General features: G+C 66.4%; 8 protein-coding genes, 2 tRNA genes, 3 rRNA genes and 1 pseudogene. 3 read left to right on the forward strand and 11 right to left on the reverse strand.

All coding sequences use genetic code 11. The annotated features are described in order from the left end of the window. Positions 1-79 precede the first annotated feature (79 nt). Entirely contained in the window at positions 80-724 is a 645-nt protein-coding gene (locus BN3794_RS01135; RefSeq protein ID WP_066092064.1) for a tetratricopeptide repeat protein, read from the reverse strand. 145 nt (positions 725-869) lie between these two features. On the opposite strand from BN3794_RS01135, the gene BN3794_RS01140 reads away from it, so the two are divergent. Then, a complete protein-coding gene (locus BN3794_RS01140; protein WP_066092066.1) occupies positions 870-4,586 on the forward strand; it encodes an indolepyruvate ferredoxin oxidoreductase family protein in 3,717 nt (1,238 codons plus the stop codon). A 34-nt stretch (positions 4,587-4,620) separates the two neighbouring features. Here the strand turns inward: BN3794_RS01140 and BN3794_RS01145 are convergent, their stop codons facing one another. From BN3794_RS01145 to BN3794_RS01155, 3 genes are all read right to left on the reverse strand, one after another. Next, entirely contained in the window at positions 4,621-5,808 is a 1,188-nt protein-coding gene (locus BN3794_RS01145) for a low temperature requirement protein A (RefSeq protein WP_066092069.1), read from the reverse strand. Between the two features lie 4 nt (positions 5,809-5,812). After that, positions 5,813-6,082 carry a hypothetical protein gene (locus tag BN3794_RS01150; protein ID WP_066092071.1) on the reverse strand — a complete coding sequence of 90 codons (270 nt, stop codon included), beginning with the start codon at positions 6,080-6,082 and terminating at the stop codon, positions 5,813-5,815. A 61-nt stretch (positions 6,083-6,143) separates the two neighbouring features. Next, on the reverse strand, positions 6,144-6,917 hold the full coding sequence (locus BN3794_RS01155) for an SDR family oxidoreductase (protein WP_066092074.1): 774 nt from the start codon (positions 6,915-6,917) through the stop codon (positions 6,144-6,146). Between the two features lie 105 nt (positions 6,918-7,022). Between BN3794_RS01155 and BN3794_RS01160 the strand changes: the two genes are divergently transcribed. Beyond that, positions 7,023-7,958, forward strand: a complete 936-nt coding sequence (locus tag BN3794_RS01160; RefSeq protein WP_066092077.1) for a LysR family transcriptional regulator — start codon at positions 7,023-7,025, stop codon at positions 7,956-7,958. 9 nt (positions 7,959-7,967) lie between these two features. On the opposite strand, the gene BN3794_RS01165 is transcribed toward BN3794_RS01160, so the two are convergent. Both BN3794_RS01165 and purU read right to left on the reverse strand, forming a co-directional pair. Continuing rightward, a complete protein-coding gene (locus tag BN3794_RS01165) occupies positions 7,968-9,974 on the reverse strand; it encodes a bifunctional 2',3'-cyclic-nucleotide 2'-phosphodiesterase/3'-nucleotidase (RefSeq protein WP_066092080.1) in 2,007 nt (668 codons plus the stop codon). Positions 9,975-10,075: 101 nt separating this feature from the next. Then, positions 10,076-10,924: a formyltetrahydrofolate deformylase gene (purU, locus tag BN3794_RS01170; protein WP_066092083.1), complete on the reverse strand. Its 849-nt coding sequence runs from the start codon at positions 10,922-10,924 to the stop codon at positions 10,076-10,078. 237 nt (positions 10,925-11,161) lie between these two features. Here purU and BN3794_RS01175 point away from each other — a divergent pair. After that, positions 11,162-11,908, forward strand: a pseudogene (locus BN3794_RS01175) (substrate binding domain-containing protein); the annotation flags it as partial. Positions 11,909-12,001: 93 nt separating this feature from the next. Here BN3794_RS01175 and rrf read toward each other — a convergent pair. The 5 genes from rrf to BN3794_RS01200 form a co-directional block, all read right to left on the reverse strand. Then, positions 12,002-12,115, reverse strand: a 5S ribosomal RNA gene (gene rrf, locus BN3794_RS01180). A gap of 129 nt (positions 12,116-12,244) precedes the next feature. Then, positions 12,245-15,121 (reverse strand): 23S ribosomal RNA (locus BN3794_RS01185). A gap of 223 nt (positions 15,122-15,344) precedes the next feature. Continuing rightward, positions 15,345-15,421: transfer RNA gene (locus tag BN3794_RS01190), tRNA-Ile, on the reverse strand. Positions 15,422-15,437: 16 nt separating this feature from the next. Beyond that, positions 15,438-15,513: transfer RNA gene (locus BN3794_RS01195), tRNA-Ala, on the reverse strand. Positions 15,514-15,587: 74 nt separating this feature from the next. Further along, positions 15,588-17,132: ribosomal RNA gene (locus tag BN3794_RS01200) — 16S ribosomal RNA — on the reverse strand. Together the 16S, 23S and 5S rRNA genes with 2 tRNA genes alongside form the textbook arrangement of a ribosomal RNA operon. Positions 17,133-17,463 lie beyond the last annotated feature (331 nt).

Consider the following 17,463-nt stretch of genomic DNA (forward strand, 5'->3'; position numbering starts at 1 on the left):
GCTCCGCGAGGGCATGCCCGCGCCGACCAGGGAACCGCTATCCGTGGTCATTCGGGGGCTCGCCCCGCACGCGGCGGACTCAGGGCCAGGCCGGCGGCTGGGCGCGCCAGGCCGCGAACACCTCGGCCAGCGTGGCGCGGTCGGCCTCGCGCCAGGCGGGCAGCAGCTGCGGGAAATTGGCCGCATCGTTCCAGCGGTCCGGCCAGGTGCGCACCGCCGCGGCATACCAGGCCACCGCGTCCTCGCGCTGGCCGGCGCTCCACAGTGCCAGCGCCAGCGTCGGCGGCAACCAGTCCGGCGCCGCGGGGCGGCCGTTGGCCAGCGCCGTCCACTGGGCCAGCGCGCCCTGCACGTCGCCGGCGTGGTACAGGTCCCAGGCGTAGTTCCAGGCGACGGCGCGCTGCAGGCTCGGGCTCAGGGCGCGCGAGGACAGGGTTTCCTTGTAGAGCCGTTCGCCCAGGTCGCGACGGTCGGCGGCGAAGGCGATGTGGGCCAGCTGCGCCCGGATCTCCGGCGCGCGGCTGTCGTTGCGCTGCAGCATCGCGGCCAGCTTGTCGACCATCTCGTCGCCGCCCCCGGGCACGACCTCCACCGCGCGCGCGGTGCCGCGGTCCTCGTCGAAATAGAACTCTTTGGGCGCGGGCACGCGTTGCGCCTGCGCCAGGGGCACGCCCACGAACGACAAGGCCACCACCCACAGGCAGACACGCAATGCACGGCACATCCCGCTTTCCCCTTTGTGACAGCAAGCAACGCCGCATGCTAATCGGTGTCGGCGGCCGCCGGGAATGCCCGCAGCCGAAAAAAGCGCGCTGGTACACTCGCGCCTCCCGGGCCCTGCCTGATGCCCGCCGCACTATCGGCCCGCCATGTCCCGCCACGCCGAAACCGCCCTGCCGCCCGTTTCTCCCGTATCGCGGCCCCTGGCAGATCCCGACTACACCCTCGACCACAAGTACAGCCGCCACGAAGGCCGCATCTACCTGAGCGGCGTGCAGGCGCTGGTGCGGCTGCCGCTGATGCAGCGCCTGCGCGACCAGGCGGCCGGCTTGAATACGGCCGGCTTCGTCTCCGGCTACCGCGGCAGTCCGCTGGGCGGGTTCGACCTGGAACTGTGGCGGGCCGGCAAGCACCTGGCCGCCGCCGGGGTGAGGTTCCAGCCGGGCCTCAACGAGGACCTGGCCGCGACCATGGTGTGGGGCACCCAGCAGGTCAACCTGTTCCCGGGTGCCACCGTCGAGGGCGTGTACGGCATGTGGTACGGCAAGGGGCCGGGCGTGGACCGCAGCGGCGACGTGTTCAAGCACGCCAACGCCGCCGGCACCTCGCGCCTGGGCGGGGTGCTGGCGCTGGCCGCCGACGACCACGCCTGCCGCAGCTCCACCCTGCCGCACGGCAGCGAGGAGGAATTCGTCAGCGCGATGATGCCGGTGCTCAATCCGTCCGGGGTGCAGGACGTGCTCGACCTGGGCCTGCTCGGCTGGGCGATGAGCCGCTATACCGGGCGCTGGATCGGCTTCAAGACGATCGCCGAGACGGTGGAATCCTCGGCCTCGGTGGACGTGGATCCGTTCGCGCGCAGCATCGTCATTCCCGAGGATTTCGAGCTGCCGCCGGGCGGGCTCAACATCCGCTGGCCCGACCCGCCGCTGGACCAGGAGATGCGCCTGCACCGCTACGCGGTGAAGGCCGCGCAGGCGTTCGCGCGCGCCAACGGCATCGACCGCACCGTGCTCGATTCGCCGCACGCGCGGCTGGGCATCGTCACCACCGGCAAGAGCTACCTGGACGTGCTGCAGGCGCTGGAATACCTGGGCCTGGACGAAACCGCCTGCCGCGACATCGGCATCCGCGTGTACAAGGTCGGCATGAGCTGGCCGCTGGAACCGCAGGGCATCGCCGCGTTCGCGCGCGGGCTCGGCGACATCGTCGTGGTCGAGGAGAAGAAGGCCTTCATCGAGGCGCAGATGAAGGAGCAGTTCTACAACTGGCCGGCGGCCTGGGGCGCGCGGCCGAGCATCGTCGGCAAGTACGACGAGGCCGGCGAGTGGATCCTGCCGTCCACCGGCGAGCTGACCCCGGCCACCATCGCCGGCGTCATCGGCCGGCGCATCCTGCGCCTGCTGCAACGCGCGCCCGGCGCGGCCGGCACCGAATCCATCGAGCAGCGGCTGCGCTGGATGGACGAGAAGGAAGCGCAGATGGCCCGTCCTCGTGCCATGTTTCCGCGCGTGCCGCACTACTGCTCCGGCTGCCCGCACAACACCTCCACGGTGGTGCCGGACGGCAGCCGCGCGATGGCCGGCATCGGCTGCCACTACATGGTCACCTGGATGGGCCGCCACACCGACACCTTCACCCAAATGGGCGGGGAAGGCGTGCCGTGGGCCGGGCAGGCGCCGTTCACCGCCACGCCGCACGTGTTCCAGAACCTGGGCGACGGCACCTATTTCCACAGCGGCACGCTGGCGATCCGCCAGTCGGTCGCCGCCGGGGTCAACATCACCTACAAGATCCTCTACAACGACGCGGTGGCGATGACCGGCGGCCAGCCGGTGGAAGGCGCGCCGACCGTGCCCGGCATCGCCCGGCAGATGCGCGCCGAGGGCATCGACACGATCGTCGTGGTCAGCGACGACATCGGCAAGTGGAACGACCCGGCCCTGTTCCCGGCCGGCGTGCAGTTCTTCGACCGGCGCGAACTGGACGCGGTGCAGAAGCGCCTGCGCGAGGTCGGGGGGGTCTCGATCCTGATCTACGACCAGACCTGCGCCACCGAGAAGCGGCGCCGGCGCAAGCGCGGCAAGCTGGCCGACCCGGCCAGGCGCGCGGTGGTCAACTCGCTGGTGTGCGAGGGCTGCGGCGATTGCGGCGAGAAGAGTTTCTGCGTCTCGGTGCTGCCCAAGGACACCGAGTACGGGCGCAAGCGCGCCATCGACCAGTCCGCGTGCAACAAGGATTTCTCGTGCGTGGAGGGATTCTGCCCGAGCTTCGTCACCGTGGTGGGCGGCACGCCGCGCAAGGGCCGGCGCGTGGACGCGGCCGCGCGCCTGGCGGACCTGCCGGCACCGGCGTTCCGCGGCGACCTGGCACGGCCCTGGAACATCCTGATCACCGGCGTCGGCGGCACCGGCGTGGTCACCATCGGCGCGCTGCTGGGCATGGCCGGGCACCTGGAGGGCAAGGGCGCCACCGTGCTCGACCAGACCGGGCTGGCGCAGAAGGGCGGCGCGGTCACCACCCATGTGCGCCTGGCGCGAACGCCGGCGGACATCCACGCGGTGCGCATCGCCGCTGGCGAGGCCGACCTGGTGCTGGGCTGCGACATGGTGGTGGTCAACGACTACTGGGCGCTGTCCAAGGTCCGGCCCGAGCGCTCGCAGGTGATCCTCAACACCTACGAGGCGATGCCCGGCAGCTTCACCACCCAGCCGGACATGCAGTTCCCGGCGGCGGAGATCGTCGCCGGCGTGCGCCTGGCGCTGGGCGGGCGCGACCCGCAGCTGCTCGATGCCACCCGGATCGCCACCGCGCTGCTCGGCGACGCCATCGCCACCAACCTGTTCATGCTCGGCCACGCCTGGCAGCAGGGGCTGGTGCCGGTGTCGCTGCAGGCGCTGCTGCGCGCCATCGAGCTCAATGGCGCCGCGGTGGAGATGAACAAGACCGCCTTCGCCTGGGGCCGGCTGGCGGCGATCGACCTGCCGGCCGTGCTCGATGCGGCCGGCATCGCCCGCGATGCCCCTGCCGCCGCCGAGCGCGTGGCCACCGGCCTGCTGCCCCTGCCGCCGCGGCAGTGGGAAGGCAGCGAGGCCGGCAGCCCGAGCGCGCCGCGCGCCGGGGCCAACGACAGCGAACTGCGCGGCCTGCCCGACGAGGACGCGCACGCGGACTTCGACCCGCTCGATGATGCCCGCCTGTCGCGCTCGCTGGACGAGCTGATCGCGCGCCGCGCCGCGTTCCTCGCCGACTACCAGAATCGCGCCTACGCCAAGCGCTACACGCGGCTGGTCGGCCGGGTGCGTTCGGCCGAGAACCTGAAGGCGCCCGGCTCCACCGCGCTGACCGAGGCGGTGGCGCGCAACCTCGCCAAGCTGATGGCCTACAAGGACGAGTACGAGGTCGCGCGGCTGTACACCCGCGGCCCGTTCCTGCGCCAGCTGCGCGAGCAGTTCGAGGGCGATTTCCGCCTGCACTTCCACCTCGCCCCGCCGCTGCTGGCGAAGAAGGACGCGCACGGCCGGCTGCTGAAACGGGAATACGGCCCGTGGGTGCTCACCGCGTTCGGCTGGCTGGCGAAGCTGAAGTTCTTGCGCGGCACCGCCTTCGATCCGTTCGGCCGCACCGCCGAGCGGCGCGAGGAACGCCAGCTGGTCGAGGACTACGCGGCGCTGCTGGACGAGCTGCTGGCCGGCCTGGACGCCGCGCGCCTGCGCCTGGCGGTGGAGATCGCCAGCGTGCCCGAGCACATCCGCGGCTACGGCCACGTCAAGCACGCCCACATCGCGCGCGCGCGCCAGCGCGGCCGCGAACTGCTGGCGCGCTGGCGCAACCCGAAGGCGCTGGACATCGTGCGGGTGGACTGAACGGGCGGACCGAAGCGGGCCGCGGAAAGGCGGCTCAGCGGCAGTGCCGGTGGACGCGGTGTTCCCAGGTGCCGACGACGAGCAGCACCACCGTGCTCAGCCAGGCCAGCCACAGGCGGTCCAGCCACGGCCCGGCCAGGAACAGCAGCCCCAGCGCCACCACCCCGGCCAGGTGCGAGCGCGGCACCACGCCGTACACCACGCGCTTGTAGACCAGCGAACCGAGCAGGTACAGCGCCGGACCCAGCGCCAGCGCCGCCTCGGCGGCCAGGCCGAGCGGGCCGTGCGGGGCCTCCATGACCAGGTCGTTGCCGACCGCGGTGGCGATGATCCCGGCCACCAGCACCGCGTGGACGTAGTGGAACCGGGCGCCGCTCCGGCCCGGGTCGTCGGAGCGGGTGATGGTGCGGGTGGCATCCTCGCTGGAGATGCCGAAGTACAGCCACCACATCGCCAGGGTGCCCAGGAAGGTGGCCAGCAGCGCCGACAGCGTCGCCGGGTGCCAGTGCGCCTCCTCCGCCAGGGTGGCGCCGCTGGCGAGCAGGGTCTCGCCGAGCGCGACGATCACGAACAGCTGGCAGCGCTCGGCCAGGTGGCCGCCCTCGATGGTCCATTCGCGGGTATGCGAGCGGCCCAGCCCGGGCAACGCGAAACCGAACATCGGCGAGACGTACTCGCAGGCCGCGGCGATCGCCCACAGCGCCAGGCGCGGAGCGGGCGGCTGCAACGCCCCGGCCAGCCAGAACACCGCGGCGATGCACAGCCAGACCAGCATGCGCCGGTAGTTGGACGACAGCGCGTGGCGCGGGCCCAGCGCATGCAGCAGCCACGCGGTGCGCCCGGCCTGCAGGGCGACGTAGGCGCCGGCGAAGACCAGGCCGTGGCCGGCGAACGCGCCGGGAATGGCGGCCGCCATCAACAGGGCCGCCAGCATCGTGGCGAACAGCAGGCCGCGCACGCGCGGCACCTGCGGATCGAACCAGTTGGTCATCCAGCACGTGTACTGCCAGCCCAGCCAGACCGCGAACCACAGCACCAGCGTCTGCACCGCGCCGACCGCGTCCAGGTGGTGCAGCAGGCCGTGGCTCAGCTGGGTCACGGCGAATACGTAGACCAGGTCGAAGAACAGCTCCTCGTAGGTCACCCGGGCATGGTGGCCGTCGCGGCGCCGCAGCAGCGGATGCGTGGCCGCGCCGGGGTCGTGCGCCTCCTGTGCGGTCACGGCGTCACCGTCCCAGGCGCCAGGCCAGCCCCGCCGCCGCCAGCGCGGGCAGCGCGAACACCAGCAGCAGGATCGGCAGCTCGCCGCGCAGCGGGTAGCCGGCCCGCGCCACACCCACCCACAGGTTGACCAGGGTCACCACCAGCCACACCGGGACGAACACCCACGCCGCCAGCGCCCGGGTCGCCGGCGCGCCGCCGCTCCAGTGCCAGCCGAACAGCAGGAACACCGCCAGCAGCAGCCCGCCGCCCACGATCACCGCCAGCACGTGCATCGCACTCCTCCTCCGGACGTCCCGCGCCATCCTCGCACGATCGCGGCGCGGCGCTGCGCAATCACTTGGTGGTGTAGCCGCCGTTGACCAGGATGGTCTGTCCGGTCATCCACCAGCCGTCGGTGACCATGAAGCGGATCCACGGCACGATGTCGGCGATGTCGGTCAACCCGGTCCTGGAGAAGGCCGACAGCGCGGCCGCCGTCCGGTGGTAGGCGACCGCGTCGGCGCCCTCGGCCGGATAGAAGAACGGCGTGTCCATCGGCCCCGGGCCGATGGCGGTCACCGAAATGCCGCGCTCGCCGAACTCCTTGGACGCGGCGCGGGTGAAATGTTCCACCGCCGCCTTGGTGCCGGCGTAGGTGGCATAGAACGGCGTGTAGGCGCCCAGCAGCGAGGTCACCAGCGTGCACACCTTGCCGTTGTCGGCCAGCGTGCGCCCGGCCTCCTTGATGAAGAAGAACGCGGTCTTGGCGTTGACGTCGCTCATGGCATCGAACTCGGCCTCGCTGGTGTCCAGGATCGGCTTCTTGAGCACCTTGCCCACCGTGTTGACGGCGATGTCGATGCCGCCCATGGCGGTGGCCGCGTCGGCGAACAGCGTCTCCACCGCGGCCGCGGACCCCAGGTCGGCCTGGAAGAGGTAGGCCTGGGCGCCGGCCTGGCGGATCGCGGCCACGGTGGCCTCCGCCTCCGCGCGCGAGCCGTCGCCGTGGTAGTGGATGGCGATGGCACCGGCGCCATGGCTGGCCAGGTCGCGCGCGAGCAGGCCGCCGAGGTTCTTGGCGCCGCCGGCGATGAGCACGCGCTTGCCGCGCAGGCTGTGATCGGTCATGTCGCTGTCTCCGCTTCGGGGGAACCCGGACGATAGGCGTCGCGAATTTCCGGATAAAGCCCTCGTCCCGGACAACACTGGTCGGAATTCGAGGACAATCGCGGCATGGACCGCATCGACCTGTTCCGCATCTACGCCCGCGTGGTGGACTGCGCCAGCTTCACCCGCGCCGCCGACCAGCTCGGCCTGCCGCGCTCGACCGTCTCGGCCGCGGTGCGCGAGCTGGAGGATCGGCTCGGCACCCGCCTGCTGCACCGGACCACGCGCCGCGTCGCGCCCACGCCGGACGGCGAGGCCTTCCATGCCCGCTGCCTGCGCCTGGTCGCCGACGTGGAGGAAGTCGAGGGCCTGTTCCGGCAGGGACCGGAACAGCTGGCCGGGCGCCTGCGCGTGGACCTGCCCGGGCGCATCGGCCGCCTGGTGGTGGCCCCGGCACTGCCGGAGTTCCTGGCCCGGCACCCGGCGCTGGAACTGGAGCTGGGGGTCGGCGACCGGCCGATCGACCTGGTCGAGGCCGGCGTGGACTGCGCTCTGCGCGTGGGCCCGCTCGGCGATTCGGGCCTGGTCGCGCGTCCGCTGGGCGAGCTGCCGCTGGTCAACGTCGCCAGCGCGGGCTACCTGCAGCGCCACGGCACGCCCGCTTCGCCGCATGCACTGGAAGGCCATTTCGTCGTGCGCTACGCCTCGCCCGGCAGCGGCCGGGTCGAGCCTTGGGAATGGATCGAGGACGGGCAGGTGCACGGCTGCACGCCGCCCGCGCAGGTCACGGTCAACAGCGCCGAGGCCTACCTCGCCTGCTGCCTGGCCGGGCTCGGCATGATCCAGGTGCCGGCCTACGACGTGCGCGACGCGCTGCGTGCCGGCACCCTGGTGGAAGTCATGCCGCGCTGGCGCGCGGCGGCGCTGCCGATGACCCTGCTGTACCCGCACCGGCGCCACCTCTCGCGGCGCGTGCGCGTGTTCGCCGACTGGCTGGAGGCGCTGCTGCGCCGGGACGTGCTTGCCGCGCCGGCACCGGCGGTAAACGCCGGTGCCGGCTGAAGCGGCGGCTCAGCGCGCCAGGTCGATCGCGCAGGTCGCGGTGCCGTCGCCGTTGTCGTGCAGCTGGCGCACGTTGGCCAGGCCGGCCTCGTGGGCGACGGCCTCCTTGCCGGCCGCGCACTTGAAGGTCACCGGGCCGGCCACCCGCAGCGGGGCGAAGCGCCAGGAGGTCGGTTCCAGGTCGCCGGCGTTCACCGTGCCCTTGGTGCGCAGCCAGTCGGCGAGGATCTCGCGGGTGCCGTCGGGCGCGGCCAGGACCACGTTCTTGCCGTCCAGGCCCGGGAAATTGCCGCCGCCGTTGGCGCGGTAGTTGTTGGTGGCGACGATGAACGGCTGCTTCGGGTCCACCGGCTTGCCGTTGAAGGTCAGCGCGGTGATGCGCTGGCCGGCCGGCCTGGCCAGGTCGATGACGTAATGCAGCCCGCCCTGGATCTGGTCGACGTTGTAGCCGACGTACTTCTCGTTGATCAGCGCCTGCTCGCCGGACCGGTGCGGATCGAGCGTGTTGTAGCGCTCGGCCGACTTCTCCAGCCAGGCCTTCACCCCGGCGCCATCGGTCTCCACCGCCGCCAGCGTGTTGGGATAAAAGTACAGGTCGGCGGCGCTGCGCAGGGTCAGCGGCCCGGCCGGCACGTCGGTGTAGTCGTCCGGGCCGCCGAAGCCGGTACGGAACGGCGCGGCCGCCGACAGCACCGGCACGCTGGCCAGTTCCGGGTGCATGCGCGGCAGCTCGCTCTGCACGTAGGCGCGCTGCGCGGCGTTGACCACGGCCAGCGCGGTGCTGTTGCCCTCGTCGGCGAAGTAGCTGGAGAAATGCACCGTGCTCGTGCCGATCGGCGTGTTCACGTAGTCCAGCGCGGCCCGGTGCGCCTGCGCCACCAGCGGCGCGATGGCCGGATCGGGCGGCACGCAGTCGTCCTTGCCCTTGCAGATCGGGCGTACCTGGCTGCGCGTGTCGTCCTTGTCGATGGTCCAGCGGCCGTCGCGGCGCACCAGCGCCAGGTCGATCACGCCCAGGTCCTTGCCGAAGAAGCCGCCCATCACCGCCGGCTTGCCGCGCACGAAGCCGCGCTCGTCGTCGACCTCGGGCATGCCGGCAAAGCGCGGCCCCGGGAACTCGGTGTGCGAATGCCCCAGCAGCACCACGTCGATGCCTAGCACCCCGGCCAGGTGCCAGCCGGCGTTCTCCATGTCCGGGGTGTACGGCGCCGGGTTGAGCCCGCCGTGCAGGATGCCGACCACCAGGTCCGGATGCTGCGCCTGGATCTGCGGCAGGTAGCGCTGCGCCGCTTCCACGACGCCGCTCACCGTCACCTTGCCCTCCAGGTTCTGCTTGTCCCACTCCATGATCGGCGGCGGGGTGAAGCCGATGATCGCCACGCGCAGCGGCACCTGGCGGCGGTGCCCGTCGGCGTCGGTCACCGTGACCGGCTTGCTGACGATGGTCCACGGCTTGAAGATCGGCTGGCCGTCGCGCGCCGAGAACACGTTGCTCAGCACCAGCGGGAAATCCGGGCCGGCGCACTTCTCGCTGACGCTGCCTTCCACGTTCATCGGCGTGCCGGTCACCTGCGACAGGAAGCCCAGGCCGTAGTTGAACTCGTGGTTGCCGGCGGTGCCGCCGTCGTAGCCCAGCGCATTCATCGCCTTGTAGATGGCCAGCGTCTCGTCGCAGGCCACCGGCTTCACCTTGGCCTGGTAGTCGGCCAGCACGCTGCCCTGGATGGTGTCGCCGTCGTCGAACAGGAAGCTGTCCGGGAATTCCTGCCGGGCCTGGCGGATCAGCGTGGCCAGGCGCTCGTAGCCCAGCGAATCGTCCTCGCGCAGCTTGTAGTAGTCGTAGCTGAGGATGTTGGAGTGCACGTCCGTCGTCTCCAGGATGGCGATGCGGGCACGGGCACCGTCGGCCGGTGCGGCGGCCGGCCCGGTGTCGGCGACCGGAAGCGAACCGCAGGCGGCGAGCAATGCGCACAGCAGCAGCGGCAGGGCGCGGGAAGGCGAGGCGATGGAAGGCATCACGGCGGTCTCGGCGGCGGAGGACGCGCGGACCTTAGCAGATCCGCGTGACCCCGCCCTGTCCCGGAAGTGACATGCCCGGCCGTGCAGCCGGCACGGGTTCAGCGGAATACCACGGTGCGATGGCCGTTGAGCAGGATGCGGTGCTCCACGTGCCGCCGCACTGCCCGCGCCAGCACCAGCGACTCGATGTCGCTGCCCAGCCGCACCAGGTCCTCGGGCGTCATCGCGTGGTCCACGCGGGCCACGTCCTGCTCGATGATCGGGCCCTCGTCGAGGTCCGAGGTCACGTAGTGCGCGGTCGCGCCAATGATCTTGACCCCGCGCGCGTAGGCCTGGTGGTACGGGCGGGCGCCCTTGAAGCTCGGCAGGAAGCTGTGGTGGATGTTGATCGCCCGTCCGGCCAGGGCCTCGCACAGGCCGGTGGAGAGGATCTGCATGTAGCGCGCCAGCACCACCAGATCGACGCGCTCGCGCTCGACCAGGGCCAGCAGCGCGGCCTCCTGCTCGGCGCGGTTGGCCGCGTCCACCGGCAGGCAATGGAACGGCACCCCATAGGACGCGGCCAGCCCGGCGAAATCGGCGTGGTTGGACACCACCGCGGCGATGTCCACGTCCAGCTGCTTGCTGTGGGCCCGGAACAGCAGGTCGTTCAGGCAATGGCCCTGGCGGCTGACCAGCACCATCAGCCGCGCCCGGCGACCGGCGTCGTGCAGTTGCCACTGCATGGCGTAGTCGACGGCCAGCACTTCCAGGCGTCCCTGCAGCACGGCCAGGTCCGCCGTCTCCGGCGCGTCGAAATGCACGCGCAGGAAGAAGCGCCCGCTCTCGGCATCGCCGTACTGCTGGGCATCGACGATGTTGCAGCCGGATTCGAACAGCAGCCCGGACACGTGGAAGACGATCCCGGTACGGTCGGGACAGGACAGGGTGAGGATGTGGGCGCGCATGGCCGCCCATGATAGGCGAGCACGCCGCCGCGGGGATGCCCTTGCAGCCGACGCGAGAATGGGCAAACGGCTGCTGCATGGCCTGCCAGGCATCTGGCAGCCATAAGCCACAACCATCAGTCATCAGTCATCAGCCATCAGCTGGCGGCTGGCGGCTGGCGGCTGGCGGCTGGCGGCCTTCATGGGTGCCGATCTCGCACCAACCACGCATCGCGCGTCGTTGTCTCGCAAAACACCCGCACGACGCGTCGCGTAGGCCTGAGCAGTGCGGGATCGGGGTATTACCAGCGTGCGGTGGAGCTGCTGGGGGAGCTGGCGGAGCTGGAGGCGGCGGTGGGGGCGCAGGCGCTGGCGCCGGCGGGGGTGCTGCGGATCAACGCGCCGGTGAGCTTCGGCATCGCGCGCCTGGGCCCGCTGCTGGCGGGTTACCACGCGCGCTATCCGCAGGTGAAGCTGGACCTGACCCTGGGCGATCGCCTGGTGGACATCGTGGAAGAAGGCTACGACGTGGCGCTGCGCATCACTCGCCAGCCATCGCCGTCGCTGATCGCGCGCAAGCTGGCGCAGGTGCCGGTCCTGCTGTGCGCGGCGCCGGGCTACCTTGCGCGGGCGGGGACGCCGCAGGTGCCTTCTGACCTGTCGCGCCATGCCTGCCTGACCTACAGCTACTGGAGCGGCGGGGAGACGTGGCAGCTGCAGGGCCCGGGCGGGGAGGCGACGGTGGCCGTGTCCGGGGGCCTGCGCGCCAACAACGGGGAGGTGTTGCGGGAGGCGGCCTGCAGTGGGCTGGGGATCGTGCTGCAGCCGCAGTTCGTGGTGGGCCCGGCGCTGGCGTCGGGGGCACTGGTGCCGGTGCTGCCGCAGTGGCAGGTAGCGCCGATCGGGCTGTACGCGGTCTATGCCAGCCGCAGCCACCTGGCACCGAAGGTGCGCAGTTTCATCGACTACCTGGTGGAGGCGCTGGCGGCATCGGCCGAGGCGTAGCGGGCCACCCGGCCAAGGGCACCAAGCCGCGCACGAACAAATCGCGCGCAAAGAAGAACCCCGCCCTTTTGCAAGGACGGGGTTCGGATAAGACCCTGGCGATGACCTACTCTCGCATGGGAAACCCACACTACCATCGGCGCGGCTGCGTTTCACTTCCGAGTTCGGGATGGGATCGGGTGGTGCCACAGCGCTAATTTCACCAGGGAGACGGTTGGAGCGTGCTGGCGCGTATGGATTTGCATACGTACCGCACCGTCTCGCATTGGGACTTGTGACGTAGGAGGCTTGGATGACTTTGACGCGTCGTCAGAGTCCAAGGCCACTTGAGGTTATATGGTCAAGCCGCACGGATCATTAGTATCAGTTAGCTCAACGCATTGCTGCGCTTACACACCTGACCTATCAACCACGTAGTCTACATGGTTCCTTTAGGGGGCTTGAGCCCCGGGAGATCTCATCTTGAGGCGCGCTTCCCGCTTAGATGCTTTCAGCGGTTATCGCTTCCGAACATAGCTACCCGGCAATGCCATTGGCATGACAACCGGAACACCAGAGGTTCGTCCACTCCGGTCCTCTCGTACTAGGAGCAGCCCCTCTCAAATCTCCAACGCCCATGGCAGATAGGGACCGAACTGTCTCACGACGTTCTGAACCCAGCTCGCGTACCACTTTAAATGGCGAACAGCCATACCCTTGGGACCGACTACAGCCCCAGGATGTGATGAGCCGACATCGAGGTGCCAAACACCGCCGTCGATATGAACTCTTGGGCGGTATCAGCCTGTTATCCCCGGAGTACCTTTTATCCGTTGAGCGATGGCCCTTCCATACAGAACCACCGGATCACTAAGTCCTACTTTCGTACCTGCTTGATCCGTCGATCTCGCAGTCAAGCACGCTTATGCCTTTGCACACAGTGCGCGATGTCCGACCGCGCTGAGCGTACCTTCGAGCTCCTCCGTTACTCTTTAGGAGGAGACCGCCCCAGTCAAACTACCCACCATACACGGTCCCTGATCCGGATTACGGACCGAGGTTAGAACGTCAAGCACATCAGGGTGGTATTTCAAGGATGGCTCCACCGAAGCTAGCGCCTCGGTTTCATAGCCTCCCACCTATCCTACACAGACGAACTCAACGTTCAGTGTAAAGCTATAGTAAAGGTTCACGGGGTCTTTCCGTCTTGCCACGGGAACGCTGCATCTTCACAGCGATTTCAATTTCACTGAGTCTCGGGTGGAGACAGCGCCGCTGTCGTTACGCCATTCGTGCAGGTCGGAACTTACCCGACAAGGAATTTCGCTACCTTAGGACCGTTATAGTTACGGCCGCCGTTTACTGGGGCTTCGATCAAGAGCTTCGCCTTGCGGCTGACCCCATCACTTAACCTTCCAGCACCGGGCAGGCGTCACACCCTATACGTCCACTTTCGTGTTTGCAGAGTGCTGTGTTTTTGATAAACAGTCGCAGCGGCCTGGTCACTTCGGCCATCGCCAGCTATAGCCCGCATGGGCCACCGGCAATGGCGCACCTTCTCCCGAAGTTACGGTGCCATGTTGCCTAGTTCCTTCACCCGAGTTCTCTCAAGCGCCTGAGAATTCTCATCCTACCCACCTGTGTCGGTTTACGGTACGGTCTGCGTGAGCTGAAGCTTAGGAGCTTTTCCTGGAAGCGTGGTATCAGTGACTTCGCCCTAAAGGGCTCGTCTCGGTGCTCGGTCTTAAAGGATCCCGGATTTGCCAAAGATCCAAACCTACCGCCTTTCCCCGGGACAACCAACGCCCGGTACACCTAACCTTCTCCGTCCCTCCATCGCACTCACGCGAGGTGCAGGAATATTAACCTGCTTCCCATCGACTACGCATTTCTGCCTCGCCTTAGGGGCCGACTCACCCTGCGCCGATTAACGTTGCGCAAGGAAACCTTGGGCTTTCGGCGTGCGGGTTTTTCACCCGCATTGTCGTTACTCATGTCAGCATTCGCACTTCCGATACCTCCAGCAGCCTTCTCAAGCCACCTTCGCAGGCTTACGGAACGCTCCTCTACCGCGCATACAAAGTATGCACCCCAAGCTTCGGTTCACTGCTTAGCCCCGTTAAATCTTCCCCGCAGACCGACTCGACCAGTGAGCTATTACGCTTTCTTTAAAGGGTGGCTGCTTCTAAGCCAACCTCCTGGCTGTCTGTGCCTTTCCACATGGTTTTCCACTTAGCAGTGAATTTGGGACCTTAGCTGTGGGTCTGGGTTGTTTCCCTTTTCACGACGGACGTTAGCACCCGCCGTGTGTCTCCCATACAGTCCGTCTCGGTATTCGGAGTTTGCAATGGTTTGGTAAGTCGCGATGACCCCCTAGCCATAACAGTGCTCTACCCCCGAGAGGATACATATGAGGCGCTACCTAAATAGCTTTCGAGGAGAACCAGCTATCTCCGGGTTCGATTAGCTTTTCACTCCTAATCACACCTCATCCCCTACCTTTGCAACGGGAGTGGGTTCGGGCCTCCAGTACCTGTTACGGTACCTTCACCCTGGGCATGACTAGATCACCCGGTTTCGGGTCTACTGCCCGCGACTATGCGCCCTTTTCAGACTCGGTTTCCCTTCGCCTCCCCTATACGGTTAAGCTTGCCACGAACAGTAAGTCGCTGACCCATTATACAAAAGGTACGCAGTCACCCCGAAGGGCTCCTACTGCTTGTACGCACACGGTTTCAGGATCTATTTCACTCCCCTCTCCGGGGTTCTTTTCGCCTTTCCCTCACGGTACTGGTTCACTATCGGTCGGTCAGGAGTATTTAGCCTTGGAGGATGGTCCCCCCATGTTCAGACAGGGTTTCACGTGCCCCGCCCTACTCGTCTTCACTGGTATGGCCCTTTCAAATACAGGGCTATCACCTTCTATGGCCAGCCTTTCCAGACTGTTTTTCTAAAACCATACCAGCTTAAGGGCTAGTCCCCGTTCGCTCGTCGCTACTCAGGGAATCTCGGTTGATTTCTTTTCCTCTGGTTACTTAGATATTTCAGTTCACCAGGTTCGCCTCCAGCAGCTATGTATTCACTGCAGGATACTGCCGAAGCAGTGGGTTTCCCCATTCGGACATCGCCGGATCAAAGCTTGTTGCCAGCTCCCCGACGCTTTTCGCAGGCTGCCACGTCCTTCATCGCCTCTGACCGCCAAGGCATCCACCGTGTGCGCTTATTCGCTTGACCATATAACCCCAAGTCGCCTCGGAGCCATACTCGGTCCAGGGGTACAAAGCCTGGACGCAAATACAACGACTCAATTTTCAGGGACTTTCGTCCCCGCCTTAGCCTCAAACGACACGTCAAGATAGTTATCTCAAACGCTCGCTACGTCACAAGTTATTAAAGAACTCGAACCGACCTCAACGTCGGAACGAATAGATTCTTCGTATGCGCTTGTCATTCAGAGTGGTGGGTCTGGGAGGACTCGAACCACCGACCTCACCCTTATCAGGGGTGCGCTCTAACCACCTGAGCTACAGACCCAAAAGTCTACTCACCCTGGTGGAGCCAGTCGGGATCGAACCGACGACCCCCTGCTTGCAAAGCAGGTGCTCTCCCAGCTGAGCTATGGCCCCGTGTTTCATTTCGCGGGGAACTCTGAATGCAGGTTACTTGTGCGGACGTCTGCAAGACGATGCTGCCTTGCTCAAAAGGAGGTGATCCAGCCGCACCTTCCGATACGGCTACCTTGTTACGACTTCACCCCAGTCATCGGCCACACCGTGGCAAGCGCCCTCCCGAAGGTTAAGCTACCTGCTTCTGGTGCAACAGACTCCCATGGTGTGACGGGCGGTGTGTACAAGGCCCGGGAACGTATTCACCGCAGCAATGCTGATCTGCGATTACTAGCGATTCCGACTTCATGGAGTCGAGTTGCAGACTCCAATCCGGACTGAGATAGGGTTTCTGGGATTGGCTCACCCTCGCGGGATTGCAGCCCTCTGTCCCTACCATTGTAGTACGTGTGTAGCCCTGGTCGTAAGGGCCATGATGACTTGACGTCATCCCCACCTTCCTCCGGTTTGTCACCGGCGGTCTCCTTAGAGTTCCCACCATTACGTGCTGGCAACTAAGGACAAGGGTTGCGCTCGTTGCGGGACTTAACCCAACATCTCACGACACGAGCTGACGACAGCCATGCAGCACCTGTCTCACGGTTCCCGAAGGCACCAATCCATCTCTGGAAAGTTCCGTGGATGTCAAGACCAGGTAAGGTTCTTCGCGTTGCATCGAATTAAACCACATACTCCACCGCTTGTGCGGGCCCCCGTCAATTCCTTTGAGTTTCAGTCTTGCGACCGTACTCCCCAGGCGGCGAACTTAACGCGTTAGCTTCGATACTGCGTGCCAAAGTGCACCCAACATCCAGTTCGCATCGTTTAGGGCGTGGACTACCAGGGTATCTAATCCTGTTTGCTCCCCACGCTTTCGTGCCTCAGTGTCAGTGTTGGTCCAGGTAGTCGCCTTCGCCACTGGTGTTCCTCCCGATCTCTACGCATTTCACTGCTACACCGGGAATTCCACTACCCTCTACCACACTCTAGTGATCCAGTATCCACTGCAATTCCCAGGTTGAGCCCAGGGCTTTCACAACGGACTTAAACCACCACCTACGCACGCTTTACGCCCAGTAATTCCGAGTAACGCTTGCACCCTTCGTATTACCGCGGCTGCTGGCACGAAGTTAGCCGGTGCTTATTCTTTGGGTACCGTCAGAACAACCGGGTATTGGCCGGCTGCTTTTCTTTCCCAACAAAAGGGCTTTACAACCCGAAGGCCTTCTTCACCCACGCGGCATGGCTGGATCAGGCTTGCGCCCATTGTCCAATATTCCCCACTGCTGCCTCCCGTAGGAGTCTGGACCGTGTCTCAGTTCCAGTGTGGCTGATCATCCTCTCAGACCAGCTACGGATCGTCGCCTTGGTGGGCCTTTACCCCGCCAACTAGCTAATCCGACATCGGCTCATCCAATCGCGCAAGGTCCGAAGATCCCCTGCTTTCACCCGTAGGTCGTATGCGGTATTAGCGTAAGTTTCCCTACGTTATCCCCCACGACTGGGCAGATTCCGATGTATTCCTCACCCGTCCGCCACTCGCCACCCAGAGAGCAAGCTCTCCTGTGCTGCCGTTCGACTTGCATGTGTTAGGCCTGCCGCCAGCGTTCACTCTGAGCCAGGATCAAACTCTTCACTTAAAACTGCATGCCCGAAGGCAAAAGCTTTAGCTGCAGAAGTTCGAACCCGGCAACGTATCGCTTGCAAAGCAATTGACTTGTTGCTTGATTCCAAACGTCTGCAAGATGGACAGTCATCCTTCCTGCAGGCGTCCGCACAAGTTACCTGCGCATACTTTCAAAGAACCTTGGAATCGGCCTCAGCGCCTCTTCCTTCGCACCCGGCGTTTCCGCCGAAGTGAGCCGCCCATTCTAGCGGACTTTTTCTTTCCGTCAACACCTCTTTCGAGGTCTTTCCGGCCCGGCGTCCGATCCGAAGATCTTTGCCGAAGTGAGCCGCCCATCTTAGCCG

Source organism: Xanthomonas massiliensis (assembly GCF_900018785.1).
Taxonomy (GTDB): Bacteria; Pseudomonadota; Gammaproteobacteria; order Xanthomonadales; family Xanthomonadaceae; genus Xanthomonas_B; species Xanthomonas_B massiliensis.

Coding starts and splice junctions, on each gene's coding strand:
- BN3794_RS01160 (WP_066092077.1), top strand. CDS start 7,023: ATGGACCGCATCGACCTGTTCCGCATCTACGCCCGCGTGGTGGACTGC.
- BN3794_RS01135 (WP_066092064.1), bottom strand. CDS start 724: ATGTGCCGTGCATTGCGTGTCTGCCTGTGGGTGGTGGCCTTGTCGTTC.
- BN3794_RS01140 (WP_066092066.1), top strand. CDS start 870: ATGTCCCGCCACGCCGAAACCGCCCTGCCGCCCGTTTCTCCCGTATCG.
- BN3794_RS01150 (WP_066092071.1), bottom strand. CDS start 6,082: ATGCACGTGCTGGCGGTGATCGTGGGCGGCGGGCTGCTGCTGGCGGTG.
- purU (WP_066092083.1), bottom strand. CDS start 10,924: ATGCGCGCCCACATCCTCACCCTGTCCTGTCCCGACCGTACCGGGATC.
- BN3794_RS01165 (WP_066092080.1), bottom strand. CDS start 9,974: ATGCCTTCCATCGCCTCGCCTTCCCGCGCCCTGCCGCTGCTGCTGTGC.
- BN3794_RS01155 (WP_066092074.1), bottom strand. CDS start 6,917: ATGACCGATCACAGCCTGCGCGGCAAGCGCGTGCTCATCGCCGGCGGC.